The 22,126-nt window shown below is 71.4% G+C and carries 10 protein-coding genes; 4 read left to right on the top strand and 6 right to left on the bottom strand.

Going from position 1 to position 22,126, the window contains the following annotated elements; all coding sequences use genetic code 11:
• The first annotated feature begins 142 nt into the window (after positions 1-142).
• The gene (locus tag AC156L_RS32445; RefSeq protein ID WP_330882383.1) at positions 143-913 is read left to right on the top strand and encodes an alpha/beta fold hydrolase; all 771 of its coding nucleotides are present in this window, start codon (positions 143-145) and stop codon (positions 911-913) included.
• Here AC156L_RS32445 and AC156L_RS32440 read toward each other — a convergent pair whose 3' ends face one another.
• Both AC156L_RS32440 and AC156L_RS32435 read right to left on the bottom strand, forming a co-directional pair.
• The gene (locus AC156L_RS32440) at positions 914-2,224 is read right to left on the bottom strand and encodes a hypothetical protein (protein ID WP_330882380.1); all 1,311 of its coding nucleotides are present in this window, start codon (positions 2,222-2,224) and stop codon (positions 914-916) included.
• 348 nt (positions 2,225-2,572) lie between these two features.
• On the bottom strand, positions 2,573-3,361 hold the full coding sequence (locus AC156L_RS32435; protein WP_330882379.1) for an ABC transporter ATP-binding protein: 789 nt from the start codon (positions 3,359-3,361) through the stop codon (positions 2,573-2,575).
• 156 nt (positions 3,362-3,517) lie between these two features.
• Between AC156L_RS32435 and AC156L_RS32430 the strand changes: the two genes are divergently transcribed.
• On the top strand, positions 3,518-6,331 hold the full coding sequence (locus AC156L_RS32430; RefSeq protein WP_330882377.1) for an aconitate hydratase: 2,814 nt from the start codon (positions 3,518-3,520) through the stop codon (positions 6,329-6,331).
• Between the two features lie 70 nt (positions 6,332-6,401).
• Here the strand turns inward: AC156L_RS32430 and AC156L_RS32425 are convergent, their stop codons facing one another.
• The 3 genes from AC156L_RS32425 to AC156L_RS32415 form a co-directional block, all read right to left on the bottom strand.
• Positions 6,402-9,122, bottom strand: a complete 2,721-nt coding sequence (locus AC156L_RS32425; RefSeq protein WP_330882375.1) for a tachylectin-related carbohydrate-binding protein — start codon at positions 9,120-9,122, stop codon at positions 6,402-6,404.
• 126 nt (positions 9,123-9,248) lie between these two features.
• On the bottom strand, positions 9,249-9,719 hold the full coding sequence (locus AC156L_RS32420) for a hypothetical protein (RefSeq protein ID WP_330882373.1): 471 nt from the start codon (positions 9,717-9,719) through the stop codon (positions 9,249-9,251).
• On the bottom strand, positions 9,719-19,363 hold the full coding sequence (locus tag AC156L_RS32415; RefSeq protein ID WP_330882370.1) for a polymorphic toxin-type HINT domain-containing protein: 9,645 nt from the start codon (positions 19,361-19,363) through the stop codon (positions 9,719-9,721). Before AC156L_RS32415 ends, AC156L_RS32420 begins: the two co-directional genes overlap by 1 nt.
• A 268-nt stretch (positions 19,364-19,631) precedes the next feature.
• Between AC156L_RS32415 and AC156L_RS32410 the strand changes: the two genes are divergently transcribed.
• Together AC156L_RS32410 and AC156L_RS32405 are read left to right on the top strand one after the other, a co-directional pair.
• Positions 19,632-20,462, top strand: coding sequence for a phosphotransferase family protein (locus tag AC156L_RS32410; RefSeq protein ID WP_330882367.1), 831 nt, complete (start codon positions 19,632-19,634; stop codon positions 20,460-20,462).
• Positions 20,463-20,473: 11 nt separating this feature from the next.
• On the top strand, positions 20,474-21,190 hold the full coding sequence (locus AC156L_RS32405; RefSeq protein WP_330882365.1) for a sulfite exporter TauE/SafE family protein: 717 nt from the start codon (positions 20,474-20,476) through the stop codon (positions 21,188-21,190).
• 261 nt (positions 21,191-21,451) lie between these two features.
• Here the strand turns inward: AC156L_RS32405 and AC156L_RS32400 are convergent, their stop codons facing one another.
• Complete coding sequence (locus tag AC156L_RS32400) at positions 21,452-21,928, bottom strand: hypothetical protein (protein ID WP_330882363.1); 477 nt, start codon at positions 21,926-21,928, stop codon at positions 21,452-21,454.
• Between the last annotated feature and the right edge of the window lie 198 nt (positions 21,929-22,126).

Below are 22,126 nucleotides of genomic sequence, written 5' to 3'. Positions count from 1 at the left end.
GGTCCGCGAACCGCCGACGGGGCCGCGGCCGAGGTACCGGCCGGGATCCGGGCCGCGCGGGAGTCGCCGGGGCCGGGTTGACCGTCATCGAACACCGCCGTCGGTACCGTCGCCGTCCCAAGATCGACGAGAGGCGGGTCCCATGCCGGTGGCGGCGGCGCACGACGGTGGCGAGACCTACTTCGAGGTGCACGGCGAAGGGCCCGCGGTGGTGCTGTTCAACGCCGACCCGCGCCCGCCCGACCACCCGCTGCGCGACCACGCCGTGCGGTTCGCCGAGTCGATGGTCCGCGGCTTGGGCGACCGCTACCGGGTCGTGCTGATGAGCTACCCCGGCCGGCCGAAGGACCTCACGTTCACCCCGGACAACGTCAGCGACGACATGCTGCGCGTCGCCGACGCCGCCGGGATCGACGGGTTCGCGTGGTGGGGCTACTCGTTCGGCGGTGTGGTCGGGATGCAGCTCGCGCTGCGCACCGAGCGGGTGACGGCGTTGGCGATGACCGGGTTCCCGCCGATCGGCGGGCCGTACGCGGAGATGCTGCGGTACAGCCGGGCGCTGGCCGGGGTGGAGGTGGACGCGTTCGGCGCGGCGATCCCCGAGGAGCAGCGGGCGCAGCTCCCGCAGTTCGCCACGTTCTACGAGGCGATGGCCGGGTTCGACGACCGGGCCGCCCAGCCGCGGATCACCTGCCCGAGGCTCTGCTTCGTCGGTGGCGAGGACCGGATCACCGCCGGGACGGAGCTGATCACCGACATCGGCGGCGCGGTCGAGCGCCACCGGGCCGAGCTGGAGGCGCTGGGCTGGTCGGTCGAGGTGATCCCCGGCCTGGACCACTTCGGGGCCACGGCGGCCGACGTGGTGCTCCCCCGGCTCTCGGGGTTCCTCGACCACCACGTCGGCCCGCGGTGATCAGGCGCAGCGCGGGAACAGCCCGCGGGTGCCCGGCAGGTCGTAGGCGGCGGGGTCGGTGAACCGGCAGCCGTAGTCGGCTCCCCCGGTCGCGTGGACGTCGTCGCCCGCGGGCCGCTCGCCGCGGTCGACCCACGCCACCAGGTCGTTCCACGCCGCCCCGACCTCGCTCGGCGCGAACTCGCAGTGCTCCACGGTCCGGATCGCCCGCTGCACCAGCAGCCTGGACCGCCCGTTGCGCACGACGTCGTCGTGGTAGTCCTGCTCCATCCCGTACGGCACGAACAGGTCGCCCAGGCTGTGCAGCGACAGCACGGGCGCGGTGGGCCGCCCGGCGATGCGCGGGACCTCGGTCAGCGACGGCGTGAGGCGCGAGTACCAGTCCTCGGGCGCGACACGCCGCACGATCCGGTCGAGGTCGCCGTTCCGGTAGCGCGTGTCGAGGTTCGTGGCGATCCTGCCGGGGTTCCCGGCCAGCGTGTCGCCGCCGCCGGACGCGCCGAGGGCGAACAGGAAGTCCTTCCAGTGCGCGAACGCGGCGGTGTCGCCGGGTCGCGGGCCGCCGCTCTGCTCGACGACGACGGACCGGAACCGCTTGCCCTGGTCGGTGGTCGTGTCCGGGCCGCCGGGGGTCAGGCCTGCCAGGCCCAGCTCGGCCTGGATGCGCGGCACGACGGTGGACAGGTAGTCCGGCGGCAGCGGGTAGGCGCGGACCCCGCTCAACGCCTGGGCGCTGAGCTGGTAGGACAGGAGGAAGTCGAACAGCTCGTGGTCGCCGAGCACGCCGCACAGGGGCAGCGCGCCCGCGTAGAAGCCGGGGTACTGCTCCAGCGAGCGCCCGGTGATGTGGCCGCCCATGGAGACGCCCGCGAGGAACACCTTCGAGGGCTTGCCGACCAGGGAGCCGAACTTCACGGCCAGGTCGTGGGTCCCGGTGACGCCCGCCCGGACGTCGTAGGCGTTGGCGTGGTACGAGGACGCGGCCCAGGCGTAGCCCTGGTTCAGCAGTCGGGTGCGCAGGCCGTACGCGGGCGGGTCGACGGTGAGGACGGTGGACGTCCCGCGGTAGCCGTGGGCCCACATCGCGAGGCGGCCGTTCCACCTCGGCGGCACCTCGATGGTGTACGCCGCGTGCTTGTGCACGCCCTGGAGCACTCGGGAAGGCGTGCCGCCCACGATTTCCGGTGCCAGCGGCGGGTTGTCGATGGTGTAGCCCGGCAGCGGGCCCTCGTCGGGAGTCGCGTGGGCGGGGGTGCCGCCCGCGACCAGCAGGAGTCCTAGCAGCGCCACGATGAGCCGCGTCCTTCTCATCCCCCGATCACACCGCGATCGGGGGGCGGGCGCCACCCGCTGTTGGTACCGAAGGGGAAGTGGTCCAGGTGGACGGTGGACACCGACGGGATGACGGCCGCCGACCGGGACGCGCACCCCGGCGCACGTGGCAGGCGAGTTCCCCGGCGTGGACCGCGAGGACCCGCTCGGCTGGTTCGCCCCGTTCGAGCGGGACGACCTCGGCGACCCGGCGGGCCTCGACGTCGTCCACCCCCGGTGCCACCCTGGCGTCGAGACGACGGGCCGGCGCTCAGGGGTGCGCGCACGACTTCTCGCCGAGGGCCGCGGCGACCCGGATCGCGGGCGAGCACGGGCTGGAGGCGACCGTCACGTCCGCACGCTGAGCACGGAGCAGCCGAGCCGCAGGGCGTCGGCCAGCACGCGGTCGCTGACGGCCGGTTCGACGAGCAGGCTGAGCCGCCCGTCGGTGGCGGCGACCACGCGCACGCCGTCCCACTCGCCGATGACGGTGGTCGTCAGGTCGCTGACCCGGTTGAGCTCGATCGCCACGCCGGTCGCGGCGACCCGGCCCCGCAGCACGACCTCGTGCGCCCCCGCCAGGCCGCGGGCGGTGCCCCGGTGGTCGGTGACCACCACCGTCGCCGCCGAGGTCGTGACCATGTCCGCCAGGACGACCGCGGCGGCGGTGTCCAGGCCGGTCCACGGCTCGTCGAGCACGACGAGGTCGGTGGCGAGGAAGGCCTGCGCGACGGCGACCTTCTGCGCGTTGCCCTTGGACAGGGTCGAGATGGGGGCCGTCGGGTCGCCGTGGAAGCCGAGGGCGTCCAGCACGTCGTCGGACGGTGTGACGCCCGGCACGGTGCCCGGTTTCGGGGCGCCGCGGACGGCCGCGAGGTGGCGCAGGTAGGTCTCGGTCGACAGCCGCAGGCCCGGTGAGAAGCGTTCGGGCAGGTAGCCGACCGAGCGGGGTCTGCCGAGCACCCGGCCGCCGCTGGGGGCGGTCACACCTGCGATGATCCTGAGCAGGGTCGACTTGCCAGAGCCGTTGCCGCCCGTGAACACGGTCAGCCCTCCCGGTTCGAAGCTCAGGTCGACGTCCTGGAGCACCCACGGGCCTCGACCGTAGCGCTTGCCGATGCGTTCGAGTCGGATCACCCGGTCATCCTGCCCCGAGTTAGGTGAGCCTGGCTTGAAGCCCTATAAAGGACACGCGTACTGTTAAAACCAGAGGGCAACGTCTGCGCCACCAGCGCGAGTGCGCAAGACTCGCCTTGTTCCCAACCACCAGTACTTGCGCTGTATGGAGTTGACGTGACTGCACCTTCGAGCAAGGACAGCTTCGGAGCCCGCGGATCCCTCACCGTCGGGGACGCCTCGTACGAGGTGTTCCGGCTGAGTGCCGTCGAAGGCGCCGAGCGCCTCCCCTACAGCCTGAAGATCCTCCTGGAGAACCTGCTCCGGACCGAGGACGGCGCGAACATCACCGCCGACCACGTCCGCGCGCTCGCCGCCTGGGACCCGAAGGCCGAGCCCTCGACGGAGATCCAGTTCACCCCGGCCCGCGTGGTCATGCAGGACTTCACCGGCGTGCCCTGCGTCGTCGACCTCGCCACCATGCGCGAGGCCGTGACGCAGCTCGGCGGCGACCCCACCAAGGTCAACCCGCTGGCCCCCGCCGAGCTGGTCATCGACCACTCGGTCATCGCGGACGTCTTCGGCCGCCCGGACGCGTTCGAGTCGAACGTGGACCTGGAGTACGAGCGCAACTACGAGCGCTACCAGTTCCTCCGCTGGGGCCAGACGGCGTTCGACGAGTTCAAGGTCGTCCCGCCGGGCACCGGCATCGTGCACCAGGTGAACATCGAGCACCTGGCCCGCGTGATCATGACCCGCAACGGCCAGGCGTACCCCGACACGCTGGTCGGCACCGACTCCCACACGACCATGGTCAACGGCCTGGGCGTGCTGGGCTGGGGCGTCGGCGGCATCGAGGCCGAGGCCGCGATGCTGGGCCAGCCCGTGTCGATGCTGATCCCGCGCGTGGTCGGCTTCAAGCTGCACGGCGAGCTGCCCGCGGGCGCGACCGCCACCGACCTGGTGCTGACGATCACCGAGATGCTGCGGCAGCAGGGCGTGGTCGGCAAGTTCGTCGAGTTCTACGGCAAGGGCGTCGGCGCGGTGCCGCTGGCGAACCGCGCCACCATCGGCAACATGAGCCCCGAGTTCGGCTCCACGGTCGGCATCTTCCCGATCGACGGCGAGACCATCGAGTACCTCAAGCTCACCGGCCGTTCCGCCGAGCAGATCGCGCTCGTCGAGGCGTACGCCAAGGAGCAGGGCCTCTGGCACGACCCCGACTCCGAGGCCGTCTACTCGGAGACGCTGGAGCTGGACCTCGCCACGATCGTCCCGTCCATCGCGGGCCCGAAGCGGCCGCAGGACCGGATCGAGCTGACCAACGGCAAGGAAGCCTTCCGCCAGGCGCTCAAGGCGTACGTGACCCACGGCGACGTCGAGGCGAAGTCCGACGTGGACGACGCCATCGAGGACACGTTCCCGGCCAGCGACCCGATCGCGGTGCACGAGGGCGAGAACGGCAACGGCCGCCCGCACGTGTTCCACTCGGCCGCCGAGGGCGCGGAGGGTCGCGCCACCAACCCGGTGAAGGTGTCGCTCGACGGCGCCGAGTTCGAGCTGGACCACGGCGCCGTGGCGATCGCCGCGATCACGTCGTGCACGAACACGTCCAACCCGTCGGTCATGATCGGCGCGGCGCTGCTGGCCAAGAAGGCCGTCGAGCGCGGCCTGGAGCGCAAGCCGTGGGTCAAGACGACCCTCGCGCCCGGCTCCAAGGTCGTCATGGACTACTACGAGCGCGCGGGCCTCACGCCGTACCTGGAGAAGCTGGGCTTCCACCTGGTCGGCTACGGCTGCACCACGTGCATCGGCAACTCCGGTCCGCTCCAGGACGAGATCTCCGAGGGCATCCAGGCGAACGACCTCGCGGCGGTGTCCGTCCTCTCGGGCAACCGCAACTTCGAGGGCCGGATCAACCCGGACATCAAGATGAACTACCTGGCCAGCCCGCCGCTGGTCGTCGCGTACGCGCTCGCCGGGTCGATGGACAAGGACATCACCACCGAGCCGCTGGGCAACGACCAGGACGGCGAGCCCGTGTACCTCGCGGACATCTGGCCGTCGGCGCAGGAGGTCGCGGAGGTCGTCTCCACGTCCATCACGTCGGACATGTTCACCAAGGACTACGCGGACGTCTTCGCGGGCGACCAGCGCTGGCAGTCTCTGCCGACGCCGACCGGCAAGACGTTCGAGTGGGCCTCCGACTCGACGTACGTGCGGAAGCCCCCGTACTTCGAGGGCATGGAGATGGAGCCGAAGCCGGTCACCGACGTGTCGGGCGCCCGCGTCCTCGCGCTGCTCGGCGACTCGGTCACCACGGACCACATCTCCCCCGCCGGCTCGATCAAGGGCGACTCCCCCGCGGGCAAGTACCTGACCGAGCACGGCGTGGAGCGCAAGGACTTCAACTCCTACGGCTCCCGGCGCGGCAACCACGAGGTGATGATCCGCGGCACGTTCGCGAACATCCGCCTGCGCAACCTGCTGCTCGACGACGTCCAGGGCGGCTTCACCCGCAACTTCCTGGCCGACGACGCGCCGCAGACCACGATCTACGACGCGTCCGCGGCGTACTCGGAGGCGGGCGTTCCGCTGGTCGTGCTGGCGGGCAAGGAGTACGGCTCCGGCTCGTCCCGCGACTGGGCCGCCAAGGGCACGGCGCTGCTCGGCGTCCGCGTCGTGATCGCCGAGTCGTTCGAGCGCATCCACCGCTCGAACCTCATCGGCATGGGCGTGCTGCCGCTCCAGTTCCCGGCGGGCGAGTCCGCGGCCTCCCTGGGCCTGGACGGCACGGAGACCTACGACGTCTCCGGCATCACCGCGCTGAACGACGGCACCACCCCGTCCACCGTGCACGTGGTGGCCACCAAGGGCGCGGACAGGGTGGAGTTCGACGCGGTCGTCCGCATCGACACCCCCGGTGAGGCCGACTACTACCGCAACGGCGGCATCATGCAGTACGTGCTGCGCAAGATGGTCCGCAGCTAGTCGTCCTCCCGTTCGACGGCGAAGGGGGCCGCTCACCTGTCGTGGTGAGCGGCCCCTTTTCCCGTCCCCGCTACGGGTTCGGGAGTTCCACGCGCGTGAACCGCGGCTGGGTCGCGGCCTCCGCGGACCGCTTGGCCACCACCTGCTCGGACGAGACGTCCTGGTACAGGTAGGCGACACCCCTGCGGTCGCGGAAGGTGATGACCCACGTGCCGTCGAGCAGACCGAGGACGGCCGGGTCGGTCACCGCCTCGTCGGTGCCGACGGCCTGCCAGGCCCGGTAGGAGGACCCGCCGGGCGTGACGGTGCCGGTGTTGTAGACCAGCCCCGACGCGTCCCGGACGGTCACCTCGACGTTCCCCGCGGGCGTGAGCAGCGCGGCGGGCGCGCCCGCCGCGACGACGACGCCCGGAAGGGCCGTCCACGTGCCCGTGAAGCCCGCGTCGCCTTCGACCTGGGTGTGCACCACGTTGTCCGCGCGGCGGGCGAACACCTGGAGCTTCCCGTCGGCCAGGGTCACGACGGACGCGGCACCCACCCAGTCGGCTCCGCCGAGGCTGCTCCACGCGCTCAGCGAGCCGTTGGTGAGCGTGGCGGTGCGGTGGACGCCGTCGCGGCCGAGCGCGACGATCCTCAGCGTGTCGCCGACCCGGACCACGGAGGGCGCCGTGGCGCTCAGGTCGCCGCCGCCCAGCGGGAGCCAGCCCGCGAGGTCGCCGTCCCTGCCGTCCTGCGAGCGGAACCACAGCGCGCCCGCGCCGTCGACGCCGAAGCTGACGAGCTCGTCACCCGCGCCGCGCACGACGGTCGGGGCTGACGCGAGGAACCCGCCCGCCTGACCGAGGCCGAACCACGCGCCGCCCTTGGTGACGGTGCGGTTGGAGCGGACCTCGCTGTCCCGGCCCTGGGCCACCACCTGGAGACGGCCGTCGGCCAGTTCGACCGCCGACGGCCGGTCGGTGAGCTGCTGGTAGCCGGGCATCACCCGGAAGTTGACCGTGCGGATGTCCTGCACGTCGCGCTGCTCGCCGTGCACGAGCGCACCTGCCGCGTTGACCCAGAAGTGCTGGATGCCGCCGTCCGCGGACTGCACGAGCGCCGTGGGCGCGTTCGGCACGGCGGGCACGGCCGGGCGCTCCGGCGTGCTCGACGTGGCGAGGGTGCACGTGTTCGGCGGGGCGACGACGTCCCACTCGCGGCCGTAGCCCCAGCCCCAGCCGTTGGCGACGCGACCCGCGACGCTCCGGCCCGCCTGGTCCGCGCGGAACCACGTCAGCTCACCGGGGTTGCCCGTGTCGCCGGTGCCGGAGGTGCGGCTGTAGAGGATGTCCGCGCCCGGCGAGAACACGCCGCTGTAGCGGTTCCACCCGCTGCTGACGAACTTCTCGCGCTGCAACCAGCGCTGCGACGCGGCGTCGTACTGGAAGCGGTACAGGCGACCGTTGTCGAGGCTGGGGTCGCGGGCGTAGATCACGCCCTCGCCCGCGGCGGCGATCAGGTCGAACCTGCCCCAGTCGCCGTCGATCAGCCGGACGTCCCACTTCTTCGCGACGGCGTCGTAGCGCTTCCAGCGGAGCGTGAAGTCGTCCTGGACGCTGTAGAAGTCGCCGCGGCTGTCGACGGTGATCCGGTTCTGGTAGGACGGGGTGTCCCAGCCGAACCACCCCGAGTCGATCTTCTCCCACTGCGAGCCCGCGAACAGGTCCCAGGCGGTGCCGTTCCAGCGGAGCCTGCGGACGTCGCCCGAGGGCGTGATGTTGTAGACGACCCCGTCGAGTCCGGGGAGGACGGAGCCGGTCCAGCCGGTGCCGATCTCCCGCATCGGCGCCCAGTCGGGGTTTCCGGTCGCGGAGTCGTTGTGGGTGTACAGCCTCAGCGTCGCGTCGGGCAGCCTGGCGTAGACCGGCGTGCTGGACGCGCACCGCACGGTGCTGAGCGTCGCGGGTGCGAGCGTGCACGCGTTGGTCTGCGCGGTGACGTCCCACTCGCGACCGTAGCCCCAGCCCCACCCGTTGTAGGTGCGGGTGGCGATGGCCTTCGCGTTCTGGTCCATCCGGTACCAGTAGAGCTCACCGGGCTGGCCGTGCTCCCCGACGCCCGCGGTGTGTCCGTAGAGGATGTCCGCGCCGGGCGAGAAGATCCCGCTGTGGATGTTCCAGCCGGTGCCCGCGAGCACGTCGCGCTGGGTGAACCGGTCGCCGGCGACGTCGTACTGGAACCGGTACAGCGCCCCGCCGCTCTGGTTGGGGTCGCGGGCGTAGAGCACACCGTCACCGGCGGCCACGATCAGGTTGAACCGCCCGAAGTCGGCGTCGATGACCCGGTCCTGCCACTGCTTGGTGACGGAGTCGAACCGCGACCAGCGCAGCTTGTTGTCGTCCTGGACGCGGTACAGGTCGCCGCGGCTGTCGAACACGATCCGGTCCCGGTAGGGAGCCAGGTCCCACCCGCCCCAGCCGGTGGCGATGACCTCGTACTGCGCCCCGTTGGTCCGGTCCCAGTCCGTCCCGTTCCAGCGCAGCTTCCGGAACTCGCCACCGGGCGTGATGTTGTAGACCAGTCCGTCCGGCCCCGCGATCGTGGTGCCGCTCCAGCCGGTGCCGATCGTCCCGGACGGCCCCCAGACACCGCCGCCACCGACGCCGTCGTCGTGCGTGTAGCGGCGCAGTTCCCCGTTCTGGAGCCGCGCGAACACCGGCGTCGACGGCAGGCAGCTCACCGTCCGCGCCGGACTCGGCGCGTCCACGGCGGCGGCCGCGGGCGCGGTGAACACGGCTGCCAGCGGAGCCACCAGGACTCCCGCGAGAACCGCCGCGGAAACGCGGAACGCTCCCCCGCTCAAGCGCGATCTGCGCACTCTCATCGACCCCTTCATCGATCTACCGATCCCCCACCAGCCGTGCGGACGTGAACCGAGTCAGCTACGCCCCTTGGACAAAAAACTGCGAACACCCCTCAGGGGCGCACCGAGATCCTTCCGGTCCAGCCCGGCGGCCTCCAGGTGGACGAGGATCTTCGAAATCCCCTCGAACTCCGGGAAATGGTTTTCCAGTTCACCCAGGCACGAGTCGAGAGCGCGAATCACGTACTCCTCGATCTCAGCGTCGCCGACACCGGTCGCCGACACCGGAACAGGAGTGGGCGGCGTCGCCAGAATTATTCCTGGCGCACCATCACCTCGCGTGTTGACGAGGACCTGGGCCACTCCCATTCGCGGAACCCCCCCGTAGCGCTCATGGGCGAGGGGGAAGCTCAGGATCGCGACATCGCACCCCGCACCCGTCTCGGGCACCGAGCCGACCCGGAACTCCACGTCGGGAATGTCGCCCAGAGCCTCTCGACACGCCTGCACGATCCGCTCGAGCGAGGCCGCGACCACGTATTCCATCAGCACCCCACACCGGTGCTCATGCTGGTCATGATCGAGGGCCTTCCAAGCTTCTTCAATTCACCGTTGTTCAACGCCACTCCACCGTCGACCACGTCCGCAGTGTAAGCCATTCGAGTTTCCTCAGGCAGGCTCGACAGCCTGACCGAAGTGCGGATCATGGTGTACGGACCCTCAGCCGAAAATGCCGCGAATGCCCTCCGCGAGTACTCGGCAGCACCCCTCTCGGTAAAGGAGAAGTACTTGACACCCTGCGGGCTGTTCCACTGCCGATTTGCCAGGATATCGCCGAGTTCACCTTCGGTGACAGCCCGCCAGAGGTACACCAGGTCCGAGTTCGAATCGGCCTCGTTGTGGACCAGCACCGGAGTGCTGCCCGCCATCACGTAGAACGTGTGGATGCCGTCGACGGTCAGGTTGTAGACCTTCCGCACCTGCGTGTAGGCCCGAAGCCCGACGACAGCGGCGGGGGTGCCGTCAGCGGTGTGCAGCCGATGACCGACTCGCAGCTCGTCCGCGTCGACCCACTCGCCCTCGCCGTTCACCCAGAACGGGTGGTCGCCGGTGGCCGTCAGGCTCCCGACCCCGGCACCCGTCGCCACGGTCGCCTCGACCAGGTCCTTCTCGCCGTCACCGACGATCACGTCGGTGACCCTCTTGTCCGCCGTGGTCCCGGTCGTCGGGTCGGTCGCCACCACGAGATCACCGACCTGCACGTCCTCGATCGCCCGACGCGTCCCGTCAGCCATCAGCACCAGGGTCGCGGGCAGGAAGCTGTTGGGGTCCTTGCAGCTCACCACACCCTTCGCCGAGTCCTTCGCCACCTGCCCGGCACCGCGCCGCACCCCGGCCTCCGCCGCCGCCTCGGCGGTCCCGACGGCGACCCGCCGACCAACGGCGGCACCGCCCCCGGTGAAGATCGCGCCGATGACGTCCGGCACCAGGTGCCCGGCCGCGCGAGCCGGGTCGGTCGCCCAGGTGTCCCAGTCCACCAGCGACTTGCCGAACGCGAGGGGGTCCTGCAAGCCGTTCCACAGGCCCCCGTACAGGTTGGCGATGTTGCTGAACAGGCTGGACGGGCTGAGGACGACGCGGAGCGGGGTGAAGTTCCAGGCGAACTCGACCAGGCCGCCCGCCGCCTCGACCGCTCCCGACAGGAACGAGCCGACCTGGCCGATGACCGGGTACGCCTGGACCGCGGAGTTCCACGCCGCGTCGATGGTCGCCTGCGCGTCCTCCACGCTCAGGTCCGTGACCATGCTGACCACGCGGGCGGGGATGGTCGGGATCGCGGAGAACACGGTCTTGGCGGCGTCCTCGATCGGGTTGAGGACCCACTTCTCGCCGAGCGCGCTGATCTCGTCGAGCACTCCGCTGAACGCCGTCCACCCGGATTCGAGCGCGCCCAGGATGCTGTTGAGCGCGTTCGAGCCCCAGGTGAGGACCTCGCTGAACTTCTCGCTGACGGTGTTCCAGGTGCGCTTGCCCCAGTCGACGAAGCTGTTCCAGGTCCTCTTGCCCCAGTCGACCACGTTGTTCCAGGTGTCGGACGCCCACTGGACCACGTTGTTCCAGGTGCGCTTGCCCCAGTCGACGACGGTGTTCCACGCCTGCGACGCCCAGCCCGCGACGGCGCTCGCCGCGTTCTTGGTCGGCTGCACCACGTTGTCGTCGACCCAGCCGCCGACGGCGTCGATGGCGTCGCCGACCCAGTCGAAGCCCCAGTGGCCGTCGGGGTCGCTGTAGCGGATCGGTGAACCGGAGCCGTAGGTGTAGCGGTTGAACAGCACGGAGCCGCCGGAGGCCGCCATGACCGAGTCGCGGGAGTTGAACGCGCCCGTCGACGGGTCGTACCAGCGGGACCCCATGTTGACCTGTGCGGTGTCGGGGTCGGTCCACGAGCCCTGGAAGCCGATCGAGCGCTTGCCGCCGCTGGTGCCGAGGACCTTGCCGAACGGGTCGAACGCGGCCGAGTCGGCCAGCCCCGCGGTGCCGTCGCCGGGTGCGAGGCCTCCGACCAGGTCGCCGTGCATGTCGGTGATCGCGAGGCGCTTGTCCTGGCCCTGTTCGAGCGCGACGAGCTCACCGGACGGACCGCGGGTGTAGTCCGCGGCGCCGTCGCTGGCGAGTGCGTCGCCCGCGCCGCTGTAGGACAGGCGCGTGCCGTTGCGGACGACCATCCGGTCGAGGCCGTCGTAGGCGTAGGTCGCCTGGCCCTGGCCGACCATCCGGTCGAACGCGTCGAAGGTCATCCGGTCGGTGAGACCGGAGCTGGTCCGGCTCGCCAGCGTGCCGCGAGCCGTGTAGGCGTAGGTGAAGTCGCCGTCGGCGAGCAGCCGGTTGCGGGCGTCGAACGTCGACGTCTTGTCGTCGACCCTGGTCCGGTTGCCCGAGGCGTCCCAGCCGTAGGTCGTGGTCCGGCCCGACCCGGTCCACGAGGTCATCCGGCCCGCGTGGTCGTAGGTGTAGGTGTTCTGGCCCGCTCCGGCGGTTCCGGTGGTGGTCTTGCCGGTGACGTTGTCGGCCGCGTCGTAGCCGTAGGCGATCGAGGAGACGACGGAGCCCGCGGTGTTCCTCAGCTTGTCGGCGGTCGGCCTGCCGAGGTCGTCGAAGTCGAGCGTCCTGACGTGCCCCGACCCGTAGACGACCTGGTTGACGTCACCCGCGGCGTTGTAGCCCAGGGTCTGCCGTCCGCCCGTGACACCGTCCTGGACGGACGCGAGCCTGCCCTTGTAGTACGCGTAGGTGGACGTGCCCGCCGCGTCGGTCCGCTCGGTCACCCGGCCGCTCGCGTCGTAGGCGAAGCTGGAGGCTCCGGACGGCCCGGCCGCCGTGAGCAGCGCCCCGCGGTCGTTGTAGGTGAAGGTGTTCGTGCCGCCGGGAGCGCTGACGCCGGTCAGCCTGCCCGCGAGGTCGTAGGAGTTGGACCTGGTCGCGGTCGCCGCCTCGGCTCCCGCTCCGGTCTCCTCGGTGAGCCGGTTCAGGGGGTCGTAGGTGCGCTGGCGGGTGACGCCGCCGGGCGCGGTGGCGGAGACCGCGTTGGTCGCGGCGTCGTAGGCCACCGTCCAGGTCCGGTCGGCGGCGGCCGGGTGGGCCTGCGTCGAGGGTTCGACGACCGACTCGGGCAGGCCGAGGCTGTTGAACGTGTAGACGGTCGGGTTGCCGCGCCCGTCGGTGTAGCGGGTGCGGTGGCCCACGGCGTCGTAGCCGAACCCGGTGGTGATGGTCTCGGTGGCCGAGACCGGCTCCACCTGGCTCACCTGCCGGTTGAGCGCGTCGTAGGTCGCCGTGGTGGTGTGGCCCAGCGCGTCGGTGCGGGCGACCGGGTTGCCCGCCGGGTCGTAGTCGACCGAGGTCCGGCGCAGCAGCGCGTTCGACGGGCTGAAGTCCAGCACGCCGGTCTGCCTGCCCGCGTCGTCGAACCTCAGGGCCGTGTACCGGCCGAGGCCGTCCTTCTCGGTGATCTTGCGGCCGACCTGGTCGTAGCCGTGCTGGGTCGTCACGCCCGCCGGGTCGATCGTGGTGATCAACTGGTTGGCGGTGTCGTACACCTGCTTCGCCACCTCGTCGTTCGGCGAGGTGGTGCTGGTGAGGTTGTCCGCGTCGTCGTAGGCGTACTTCGTGGTGAACGCCGTGGGCTGCGGGCTGCGCTCCAGCCGGGTGGTCGTGATCCGGCGGCCGAGGTCGTCGTAGGTGGCCTGGACCCGCGCGCCGACCGGGCTCGTCACCGAGCGCTGCTCACCGGTCCGCGTGTAGGTGTAGCTCCACACGCCGCCCGCGGCACCGCCGACGTCGGGGTCCTGCTTGCGCACCACCCGGTTGAACTGGTCGTAGGTGAACGTCGTGGTGTTGTCCCGCCCGTCCGTGGTCGTCCTGACGTTGCCCGCGACGTCGTAGGTCGTGGTGGCGGTGGGCGTGATCGGCTGCCCGCCGGGCGGCGTGTAGGACGGCAGCACCGCGCGGGTCCGCCGCCCGAGCCTGTCGTACTCGGTGCGGGTCACGGCACCGGTGGCGTCCCTGACGTCGGTCATCTGGTCGAACGTGTTGTAGCCGGCCGTGGTGGTCGGGTTCGCGGTGACGGGAGCGCCGCCGCCGGTCTCCACCGACACGGCGGGTGCGGTGGACGTGACGCGGCGGCCCAGCTCGTCGTAGGTGAACCGGGTGGTGAAGTCCTCCGCGACGGCGCCCTCGGCGTTGCCGCGGGGATCGGTGGAGGACGTCACGTTGCCGCGCTGGTCGTAGGTTCGCGACGTGGTCAGGGCGACGCCGTCGGCGAACGTGCTGTCGCTGACCCGCCTGCCCGGCCCGTCGTAGACGTGGTCGAGCACCGTCGAGCTCGCGCTCGCCGTGAACGGCACGTTGGACGGCCGTCCGCTGCGGACCTCGCGGACGATGTTGTCGCCCGCGTCGTAGGTGTAGCGCATCCGGCGCTGCACCCGGTCGGGGTCGACCGTGGTGGCGGCGACGCGGCCCAGCGCGTCGATCTCGTGGACCGTGGTGACCTGGCCACCGCCCGCCACCTGCTTGACGAGCGCGCCCGCCGCGTCGTAGGTGTTCTCCTGCAACGTGATGTCGCGCGTCGTGCCGTTGGCGTTGTGGAACCCGGTCGCGATGACCTTCCACGGCTTGTCGTCCTGGTAGTAGGTGTAGACCAGGGTGCGGCCCATCGCGTCGCTGCGCACCACCAGCCTGCCCGCGTGGTCGTAGGCGTTGTCCTGCACGACCAGGTCACCGCCCGCGGGGGCGGCCTCGTCACCGCGCCAGTCCTTCAGCCGCACCTCGGCGACCTGGTTTCGGGCCGTGTAGCTCAGCTCCGTGCGGTTGCCCGCCGGGTCGACCGACCACACGACGTTGCCGAACACGTCGTAGCCCTGCGAGGACTCGCGGCCCTCGGGGTCGACCGCCCTCACCAGCCTGCCGTGCGCGTCGTGGTCGAACGTGCTGGCGCGCGGCTGGTCCCCACCGGTCAGGTCGACGACCTCGACCCCGGTCCTCCGGCCGTCCACGTCGTACTCGGTGGTGGCGCGGGAGGTGTGGGTGACGCCGGTGATCGGGTTCCGGACGCCGGGACTGGTCACCCGCGACGGGCGTGACAGCGCGTCGTAGGTGTAGGTGGTGGTGACCCCGTCCGGGTGGGCCTCGCTGATCTGGGTCTCGCTGGTCTTGCGCCCCAGCACGTCGTAGGCGAACCGGGTGGTGAGACCGGACGGTGCGACGACCTCGGCGAGGTCCCCGTTGCGGTAGTAGGAGTTTCGCGTGACCTGGCCGCGGGCGTCGGTCCTGGTCGCGACCAGTCCCGCGGGGGTGTTGCCGCCGCCGAAGGCCGCGTCCGAGTCGACCGTGTAGGTCTGCGACGTCCCGCTGCCGTCCGGTCTGGTCCTGGTCAGCGTCTCGCCGAACGGCGTGTACGTCGTCCGCACGACGTAGGTGTCGTCGGTGGCGCTCGTCGAGCGCGCGTCGCGGTGCTCGACCGGCTTGTCGTTGCGCGGGTCGATGCTGTTGCCCGCGTTGAGGAAGTACTCGGTGCGGCTGGTCTGGCAGTCGGTGGAGCTGGTGCGGCAGGTCGTGGACGACAGCAGGTTGCCGCGCTCGTCGTAGGTCATCCTGACCTGGGCGCCCACCTCGTTGGTGATGGTGTTCTGGAAGCCCGCGGCGTCGTAGTCGAAGGTACGCACGCCCTGGCCCTTGATCGGGCCGGTCTCCCAGCTCGGTGGACCGGTGACGGGTCCACCGCAGAAGACCGGCCCGCCGTTCGGCGGCGTGGAGGTGGTGCAGGTGGGCGTCGTCGTGGTCGTGGTCGGAGCCGGGGTGGCGTCGGACTCCCGCGCCCCGAGCCCCAGCGGGGACGAGTAGCGGACCACCCGGCCGCGAGCGGCGTCGTAGGCGTAGTCGTGGAACCGGTTGCCGGGGTCGGTCACCGAGACGGAGAGGATCGGGTTCGTCCCGTCACCGCTGCTGGACGGCGTGCCGATCCGCCACAGGCCGCCGTTCTCGTCGACGGACTCCCTGAGGCGGTCGTTGACCGTGTCGTAGGTCAGCGTCGCCGCCGTGCGCCCGGACGGGAGGGTGATCCCGGCCAGTTGGGTCGCGCTCGCCCTGGCCCTGAAGTGCGCCGCGACGGCGGTGTCGCCGACCGGGTGCTGGTAGAGGGCGACCTCGGCGATGTCGCCGGTGAAGTACCAGCGGGGGTTGGGCCCCCACTGCGGCCAGGAGCCCGCCGCGTAGCCCGCGCCGATCTGGTTGAACGGCACGTCCTCCGGGGCGATCGTGCCGTCGACGCTGCCGACGCGCGCTCCGTCGAGGTACATCGTCTGGGTGGCGAGCGAGCCGGACAGCACCACGTGGTGCCACTGGCCGTCGTTGACCGGCTCCGGGGTCGTCACCGGGTTCACCGACCCGTGCCAGAACTCGCCGCGCAGCCTGCCGTCCTGACCGACGTAGAGCACGGGCACCGCGCCCGTCGACTCCTCGCCGAGCGCCTTGCGCTGCTGGGCGAACAGCGGGCCGCTCGCCGTGGTCCTGAACCACAGCTCGATGGCCGTGCTGCGGCTCTTGACCGACAACTCGTTGGGCAGCGTCACGACCGACGACGTGCCGTTGAACGTGGCCGCCCGCGTGCTGGTGCCGCTCAGCGGTCCCGCGTTCGCGTGCCCGACGTCGGTGTACCGGCCGTTGTCCTCGCCGAGGCGGGTGCCCCCCTCGCTGACCGCGACCTCACCGGTCGTCTCGCCGAGCCGCCAGTAGGAGTCGGGGTTGGAGTCGGCCACCACGCTGCGGTAGTGCGAGCCGGTCGAGTGCTCGTAGGTGGTGCACCCGCCGTTCGGGTCGCACACCCCGGTGAGCTGGTCGCCGTCGTAGGTGTAGGTCCACGTGAGGGCCTTGCCGCCGACCGGTTCGGTCGACACGGACCCGATGTGGCCGCCCGACCAGGTGAAGGTGAGCGTGCGCCTGCTCGTGTCGCTGGTGGCGGTCTTGAGCCTGCCCGCCGCGTCGTAGGCCAGGGACACGGTGCGCCGCTGGTTGTCGACGACGGCGCGCAGCCTGCCGTCGCCGCCGAAGGTGTACAGCGTGGAGGCCTTGTCCTGGAGGCTCCAGCCGCCGTCGACCTGCCGGAAGGTCGCGTAGCGACCGGACGGCGGCGCGAACGTGCCGTCGCCGTTGCGCCCGAACCTCGCCTGCTGGCCGTCCGGGTAGGTCACCACGACGTTGCCGGAACCGTCCTGGTCCGGCACGACGCGCATGTCGTAGGTGCTCGACCAGCCCGCGCCGAACAGGAGGTCCGTGCGCGGGTCGAGGCTGTTGTACGTCCGGGCCACCACGAGCGCGGGGCCGACCGTCGCGACGGACGCGTCGATCGCGCTGCTGAAGTAGTTGCCGGTCTGCGGGTCGAAGTCCTTGTTGGACCCGCTGTACGGCGCCACGGCCAGGTGCGAGGTGATCTCCGGCTGGGGGACCACGGTGAGCAGCGCGCTCTGCGGGCCCGGCGGGCTCTGCACCGTGCCGTTGGAGGCGGTCACCCGCCAGTAGTAGGTCTTGGACCAGCGCAACCGGTTCGCGGGCACGGTGTAGGTCTGCCCCGGCAGGAACCCCGAGTCGGTGCAGGCGAAGTCGACGCCCGCGGAGTCCTTCTCGCAGAGCTGGTAGTTGTAGGTCAGCGACGAGCCGGGCTTCGGGGCGATGTCGAGCGCCTGCGCCCACAGCGAGGGCGTCAGCACGGGCGACGGGTGGCCGTTCGGCGGGTACTGGTCGACGATCCTCGGCGGGATCTCGTAGACCTGCAGCACCAGCCGCAGCACGGGGAGCATGTCGTCGGAGAGGACCCTGACCCCCTTGTGGACGATGCTGAAGTCCACCGTGTACTTGCCGGGCTCCAGCTTCTCGACGAACGGCTCCAGGTTCACCGTCTCGCCCCTGGCCACGTCCTTCGGCAGCGGTGCGGCGTTCTCGACCTCCGAGACGCGGCTGCCCGACTCGGTGAAGATCCGGTAGCCGAGGCTGTAGTCACCCCGCGTCCACGGGCCCGAACCGAGGTTGGTGGCCGACACCTTCACCTCGCCGCCCTGCGCGCGGGTGATCGGCGGGTCCGGTCGGGGATCGAGGAACTGGTAGCTCGCGTTGTACCGCGAGTACGTCACGTACAGGGCGGGGGCGGCGCCCCCGGCGGCGTGGCCCGCGAACTTCTTCCACGCGTGGACGTCGTCGACCGGGGCGCGGACGGTGAGACCGTGGTTGGCCTGCTCGCCGTCCACCCAGCGCTGGACCAGGTCGCGTCCTGGCGTGCCGAGGTTGACGACCTCCCAGGTGGCCGGGCAGCCCTCGCGGCCGTGCGCGAACGACGCCTCGGTCAGCGCGTCGCCGTAGGCGGGACCGGGGTAGCCGCCACCGGTCCCCCACGGCTCCGTCACGCCGTGCACGGTGATCGGGCGCGGGCGGCAGGAGTAGGAGTGCGTGTTGGCCAGCGCCAGGTGCGACGAGAAGATCTTGTGGTTGCGCAGCCGGTTCTCGATGCCGTCGAACTTGAGGTACGAGGCCGCCGTGGTGCCGTCGACGCGGCCCGCCTTGAGCTCCGCGCCGGAGGTGTCGCGGAAGCCGTCCTGGGCGATCATGCTCGCGTTCGCGGCCTGGGGCTCGATCGTCGGGTCGACCAGCACGGGGTACTGGCGCGCGGGGTCGTCCAGCCACGGGGAGTCGAACTCGACCTTCAGGGCGGTCGCGCCGTCGTGCTCGACCACTTCGTACCGGACGGCGTCGGAGCGGGCCGGGTCACCCGACAGCTCGTCGACCTTGGAGTCGACCATGAACCCGCGCGGGAACCGGGCGCGCTCGACGTCGCGCTCGTCGAGCAGCGCGACCCGCCCGTCGACGACCTCGGCCCGCAGACCGGTGAGCCTCAGCGGGAAGGTCCACGAGCGGGGCGCCTTCGCCGAGGTGAGGACCAGCGTCTCCTTCAGCGCGCCCGGCCGGACGTCGAGCCGCACGTCCGCGTCGGGCCGGATGCCGGGGTAGGTGAGGCTGCTGCCGTCGGCGCGCCCCTCGACGGGCTTCGCGTCGGCGACGCCGTAGGAGAGCTGGTGCGCGTCGTCGAACACCACCCGCACCATGCCGTCGGCACCCGCCGTGCGGGAGAACCGCAGGTCGAGCGAGTCGGCCGCGTTGCGCCAGCCGCTCGTGGGCGACGAGCCGTCCGGCACGACCGTGGTGACGATCGGTGCCATCGTGCCGTCCGGCCGCTCGAAGTTGAGCGGGCCCTCGGAGAACTCGGTGGTCGTCGTGCCGTCGGAGTTGGCGTAGGTGCGCTCGAACGGCTCGCGCCGTTCGGGGATCTCGCGGCTGGTCGCGGCGTCGAAACCGGTGACCTCGCGATCACCGTTCGCCCGCTCGGCCCCGTTCGGGGCCGCGGCGTCCGAGGCGAAGGACAGCGGCGGGTACTTCGACCGCTCCGACAGGGCCGGGCGGTTCGGGGAGGAGTCGGAGATCTGGGCCGCGTTCTCGCGGCCCGCGCGTTCCAGGGCTTCCTTCGCCGATTCCCAGCGCTGCTCGGGCGCCAGGCGGATCGCCTCGGCGAGCTCGGGCATCCCGTCGAACAGCGGGGGCGTCAACCTCGACGCCGTCGGTCCCGCGAAGCCGAGGAGCAGCAGGATCACCGTGAGAAGCGTGAAACGCCGCCGACGCCCGCGCGGTCTTCCGGGCACGGCGAACAGACGAATTCCCCCCACAGCGCGACTTCCCCCCAGGTTTCCCACCCGTGATCACGCGGTCGCCGCGACCGCGCGAGGTAAAGATGCGGTACGGGGGCGGAAATGACAACCCTCTGTTGCAGCGGCTACGGCGGACCGTAACCATCGTCACACGGACGAGGGCGGCCGTGTCCCGAACCGGACACGCGCGGAGGTGCACGGAGGTGGTCCACCGGTGGACGAACAGGTGCTCGACGTGCTCGCCCGACACCTGCCCGCCTACCGGGTCGAGCGGGTGGTGCGGCTGGGTGAGGGGCAGGACAACGTCGCGTTCGAGGTGAACGGCGAGCTGGTCGTGCGGTTCGCGAAGGTGCCCGACCCGGCGGAGACGGACCGGGAGGTGCGGTTGCTGGCGAAGGTGGCCGAGGTGTCGCCCCTCCCGGTGCCGGCACCGGTGTTCTCCGTCACGGAGGTCGGGTGCGTGGTGTACCGGAAAGTGCCCGGAAGGCAACTCCTGGGCCTGCCGGGAGCGCCCCCGGTGGAGATCGGCGCGGTGCTCGGCGGGTACCTGGCGGTGCTGAACGCGGTGCCGCCGGAGCGGATGGCGGACGTGGTCGGGGCGGACGACGACCCGCCGTCGCGGTGGCTCGCGGAGGCCGCCGAGCTGTACGCGCCGGACACGGTCCCGGCCGTCCACCGTGGACCGATCGAGGAGTTCCTGGCCGCCGAGCCGCCGTCCGCGCGGCCCGCACTCGTGTTCTCGCACAACGACTTGGGAGCCGAGCACGTGCTGGTCGACCCTCGCGGGTGGACGGTGGGCGGGGTGATCGACTGGACCGACGCGGCGTTCACCGATCCGGCGTACGACCTCGGGCTGCTCTACCGCGACCTCGGTCCGGACGCCTTCGAGGCGGCGCTGGCGGCGTACGGCAGCGACGAGCCGCGGGAGCGGGCGGTGTTCCTCGCCCGGTGCACCGCGCTCGAAGACCTGGAGCACGGGATCCGGACCGGGCACCGGATCCACGCCGAGAACGCGCTGGCCTCGATGGGGAGGCTGTTCTGTTAGCGTAGCTAATCATGTGGACCGGACTGCTGCTCGCGGGCTTGGTGGTGACGCTCGGAGGGCTGGTCCAGGGACTGGCGGGCTTCGGCCTGGCGCTGGTGGCCGTGCCGATCCTGGCCCTGCTGGACCCGTCGCTGCTGCCCGTGCCGATCCTCATCACGGCCATGACGCACTCCATCATGAGCCTCGCGCGCGAACACTCCCACGTGGACTGGCACGGCGTCGGCTGGGCGATCCTCGGTCGGCTGCCCGGAACCGCGATCGGCGTGCTGCTGGTGGACTCGCTGGACCAGAACCAGTTCAGCCTGCTGATCGGTGTGGTCGTGCTCCTCGGCGTGCTGCTGTCGGTCACCACCTGGAACCCCCGCCCCACCAGGACGGCGCTCGTCGTCGCGGGCCTCGCCAGCGGCTCGTTCGGCACGGCGATGTCCGTCGGCGGCCCACCGGTCGCCATGCTCTACCAGAACTCCCCCGGCGCCCAGATCCGCGCGACCCTCGCCGCCTACTTCGTCCTGGGGTCCTTCACGTCGATCATCGGCCTCCTCGTCGCGGGCCAGGTGCACCCGCCGCAGGTCGTCACCGGTCTCCTGCTGATCCCGTTCCTGGTGGTGGGTTTCCTCCTGTCGAGCCCGCTGCGCAAGCTGGTCGACGGGAAGGGCGTCCGGATCCCCGTGCTGCTGCTGTCGACCGCCGCGGCGGTCACCCTGATCCTGCGCAGCGCGCTCGGCTAGGGCACCGGTCCGGCATCCGGTCGAAGGCCGCCTCGGCGACCACCGGGATCCCGTGCGCCGCGGCCTCCTCCGCCCCGCCCGACAACGAGTCCGGGTCAACCGCGACGACGAGCCCGGTCTTCTCGGTGACGGTCCCGCGCACGGCGAGCCCGGCGTTCACGGCCCGTTCCTCCCAGTCCTGCCGCGCAGTTGGCCGCTCGTCGCGGGCGGCGGCCGAGCGTTGAGCGGCAACCCGGTGCGGCAGAACGGAAAGCCCTGCCCTCAGGGGGCCGCCCGGTCTTCCCGCTCGACAGCCCCGCGGGGTGGCGGGAGACCGGTTCCCGGGTCTTCGGCGCGCGGCAGCGGTGCCACGGCCTCGTCCGCCCCGATCGGCCGCAGGCTCTCGGGCCTCGCGAGCTCTTCGCCGTGCTCCACCAGCCGCAACTCGTGGCGGGCCTCCACGATCCGCGTGCGCACGTGGTCCAGCTCCGCCTCGACCGCGGCGCGCGCCTGGGCCAACGCGATGGCGTGCGCCGTCTTGCGGCGCGCCAGCTCGTTCTCGAGCCGCAGCTTCTCCGCCGACCGGTCCCGCAGGATCCGCTCCGCCTCGGCCCGCAACCCCTCCACCCGCTGCCGCGCCTCCTCGTGCTCGACGCGGTCGACGCCCGCCAACCGCTCCTCGACCTGGTCCAGCCGCCGCTGGAGGCGGGCGACGACCTGCTCCAGCTCCGCGATCCTGCACGCCTTCCGCCTGAACATCGCCCACGTCCTCAGCTCGTCCGCGGCACCACTCCGTCCGCCCCGGTCATCGCCGGGTCGAACGCTGCGTGTTAGCCAGGACGGTCCCCGTCACCCTGGTGGCCCAACGTTCTTCACCCGAGCGGCTCCTCAAGTGGTGGTACGAACACCGCCGTCCACCGGCCGGGGCGGTCCCCGCACGGGACGACCACCGTTCAC

It is taken from the genome of Umezawaea sp., from assembly GCF_057122925.1.
The sequence above is the reverse complement of the archived record's forward strand: the minus strand, read 5'-3'. Positions and strand labels throughout refer to the sequence as shown.

What these genes read in the sequence shown, in the direction of transcription:
- AC156L_RS32445 (WP_330882383.1), top strand. Translation starts at nt 143, where the DNA reads ATGCCGGTGGCGGCGGCGCACGACGGTGGCGAGACCTACTTCGAGGTG.
- AC156L_RS32420 (WP_330882373.1), bottom strand. Translation starts at nt 9,719, where the DNA reads ATGGAATACGTGGTCGCGGCCTCGCTCGAGCGGATCGTGCAGGCGTGT.
- AC156L_RS32405 (WP_330882365.1), top strand. Translation starts at nt 20,474, where the DNA reads ATGTGGACCGGACTGCTGCTCGCGGGCTTGGTGGTGACGCTCGGAGGG.
- AC156L_RS32400 (WP_330882363.1), bottom strand. Translation starts at nt 21,928, where the DNA reads ATGTTCAGGCGGAAGGCGTGCAGGATCGCGGAGCTGGAGCAGGTCGTC.
- AC156L_RS32440 (WP_330882380.1), bottom strand. Translation starts at nt 2,224, where the DNA reads ATGAGAAGGACGCGGCTCATCGTGGCGCTGCTAGGACTCCTGCTGGTC.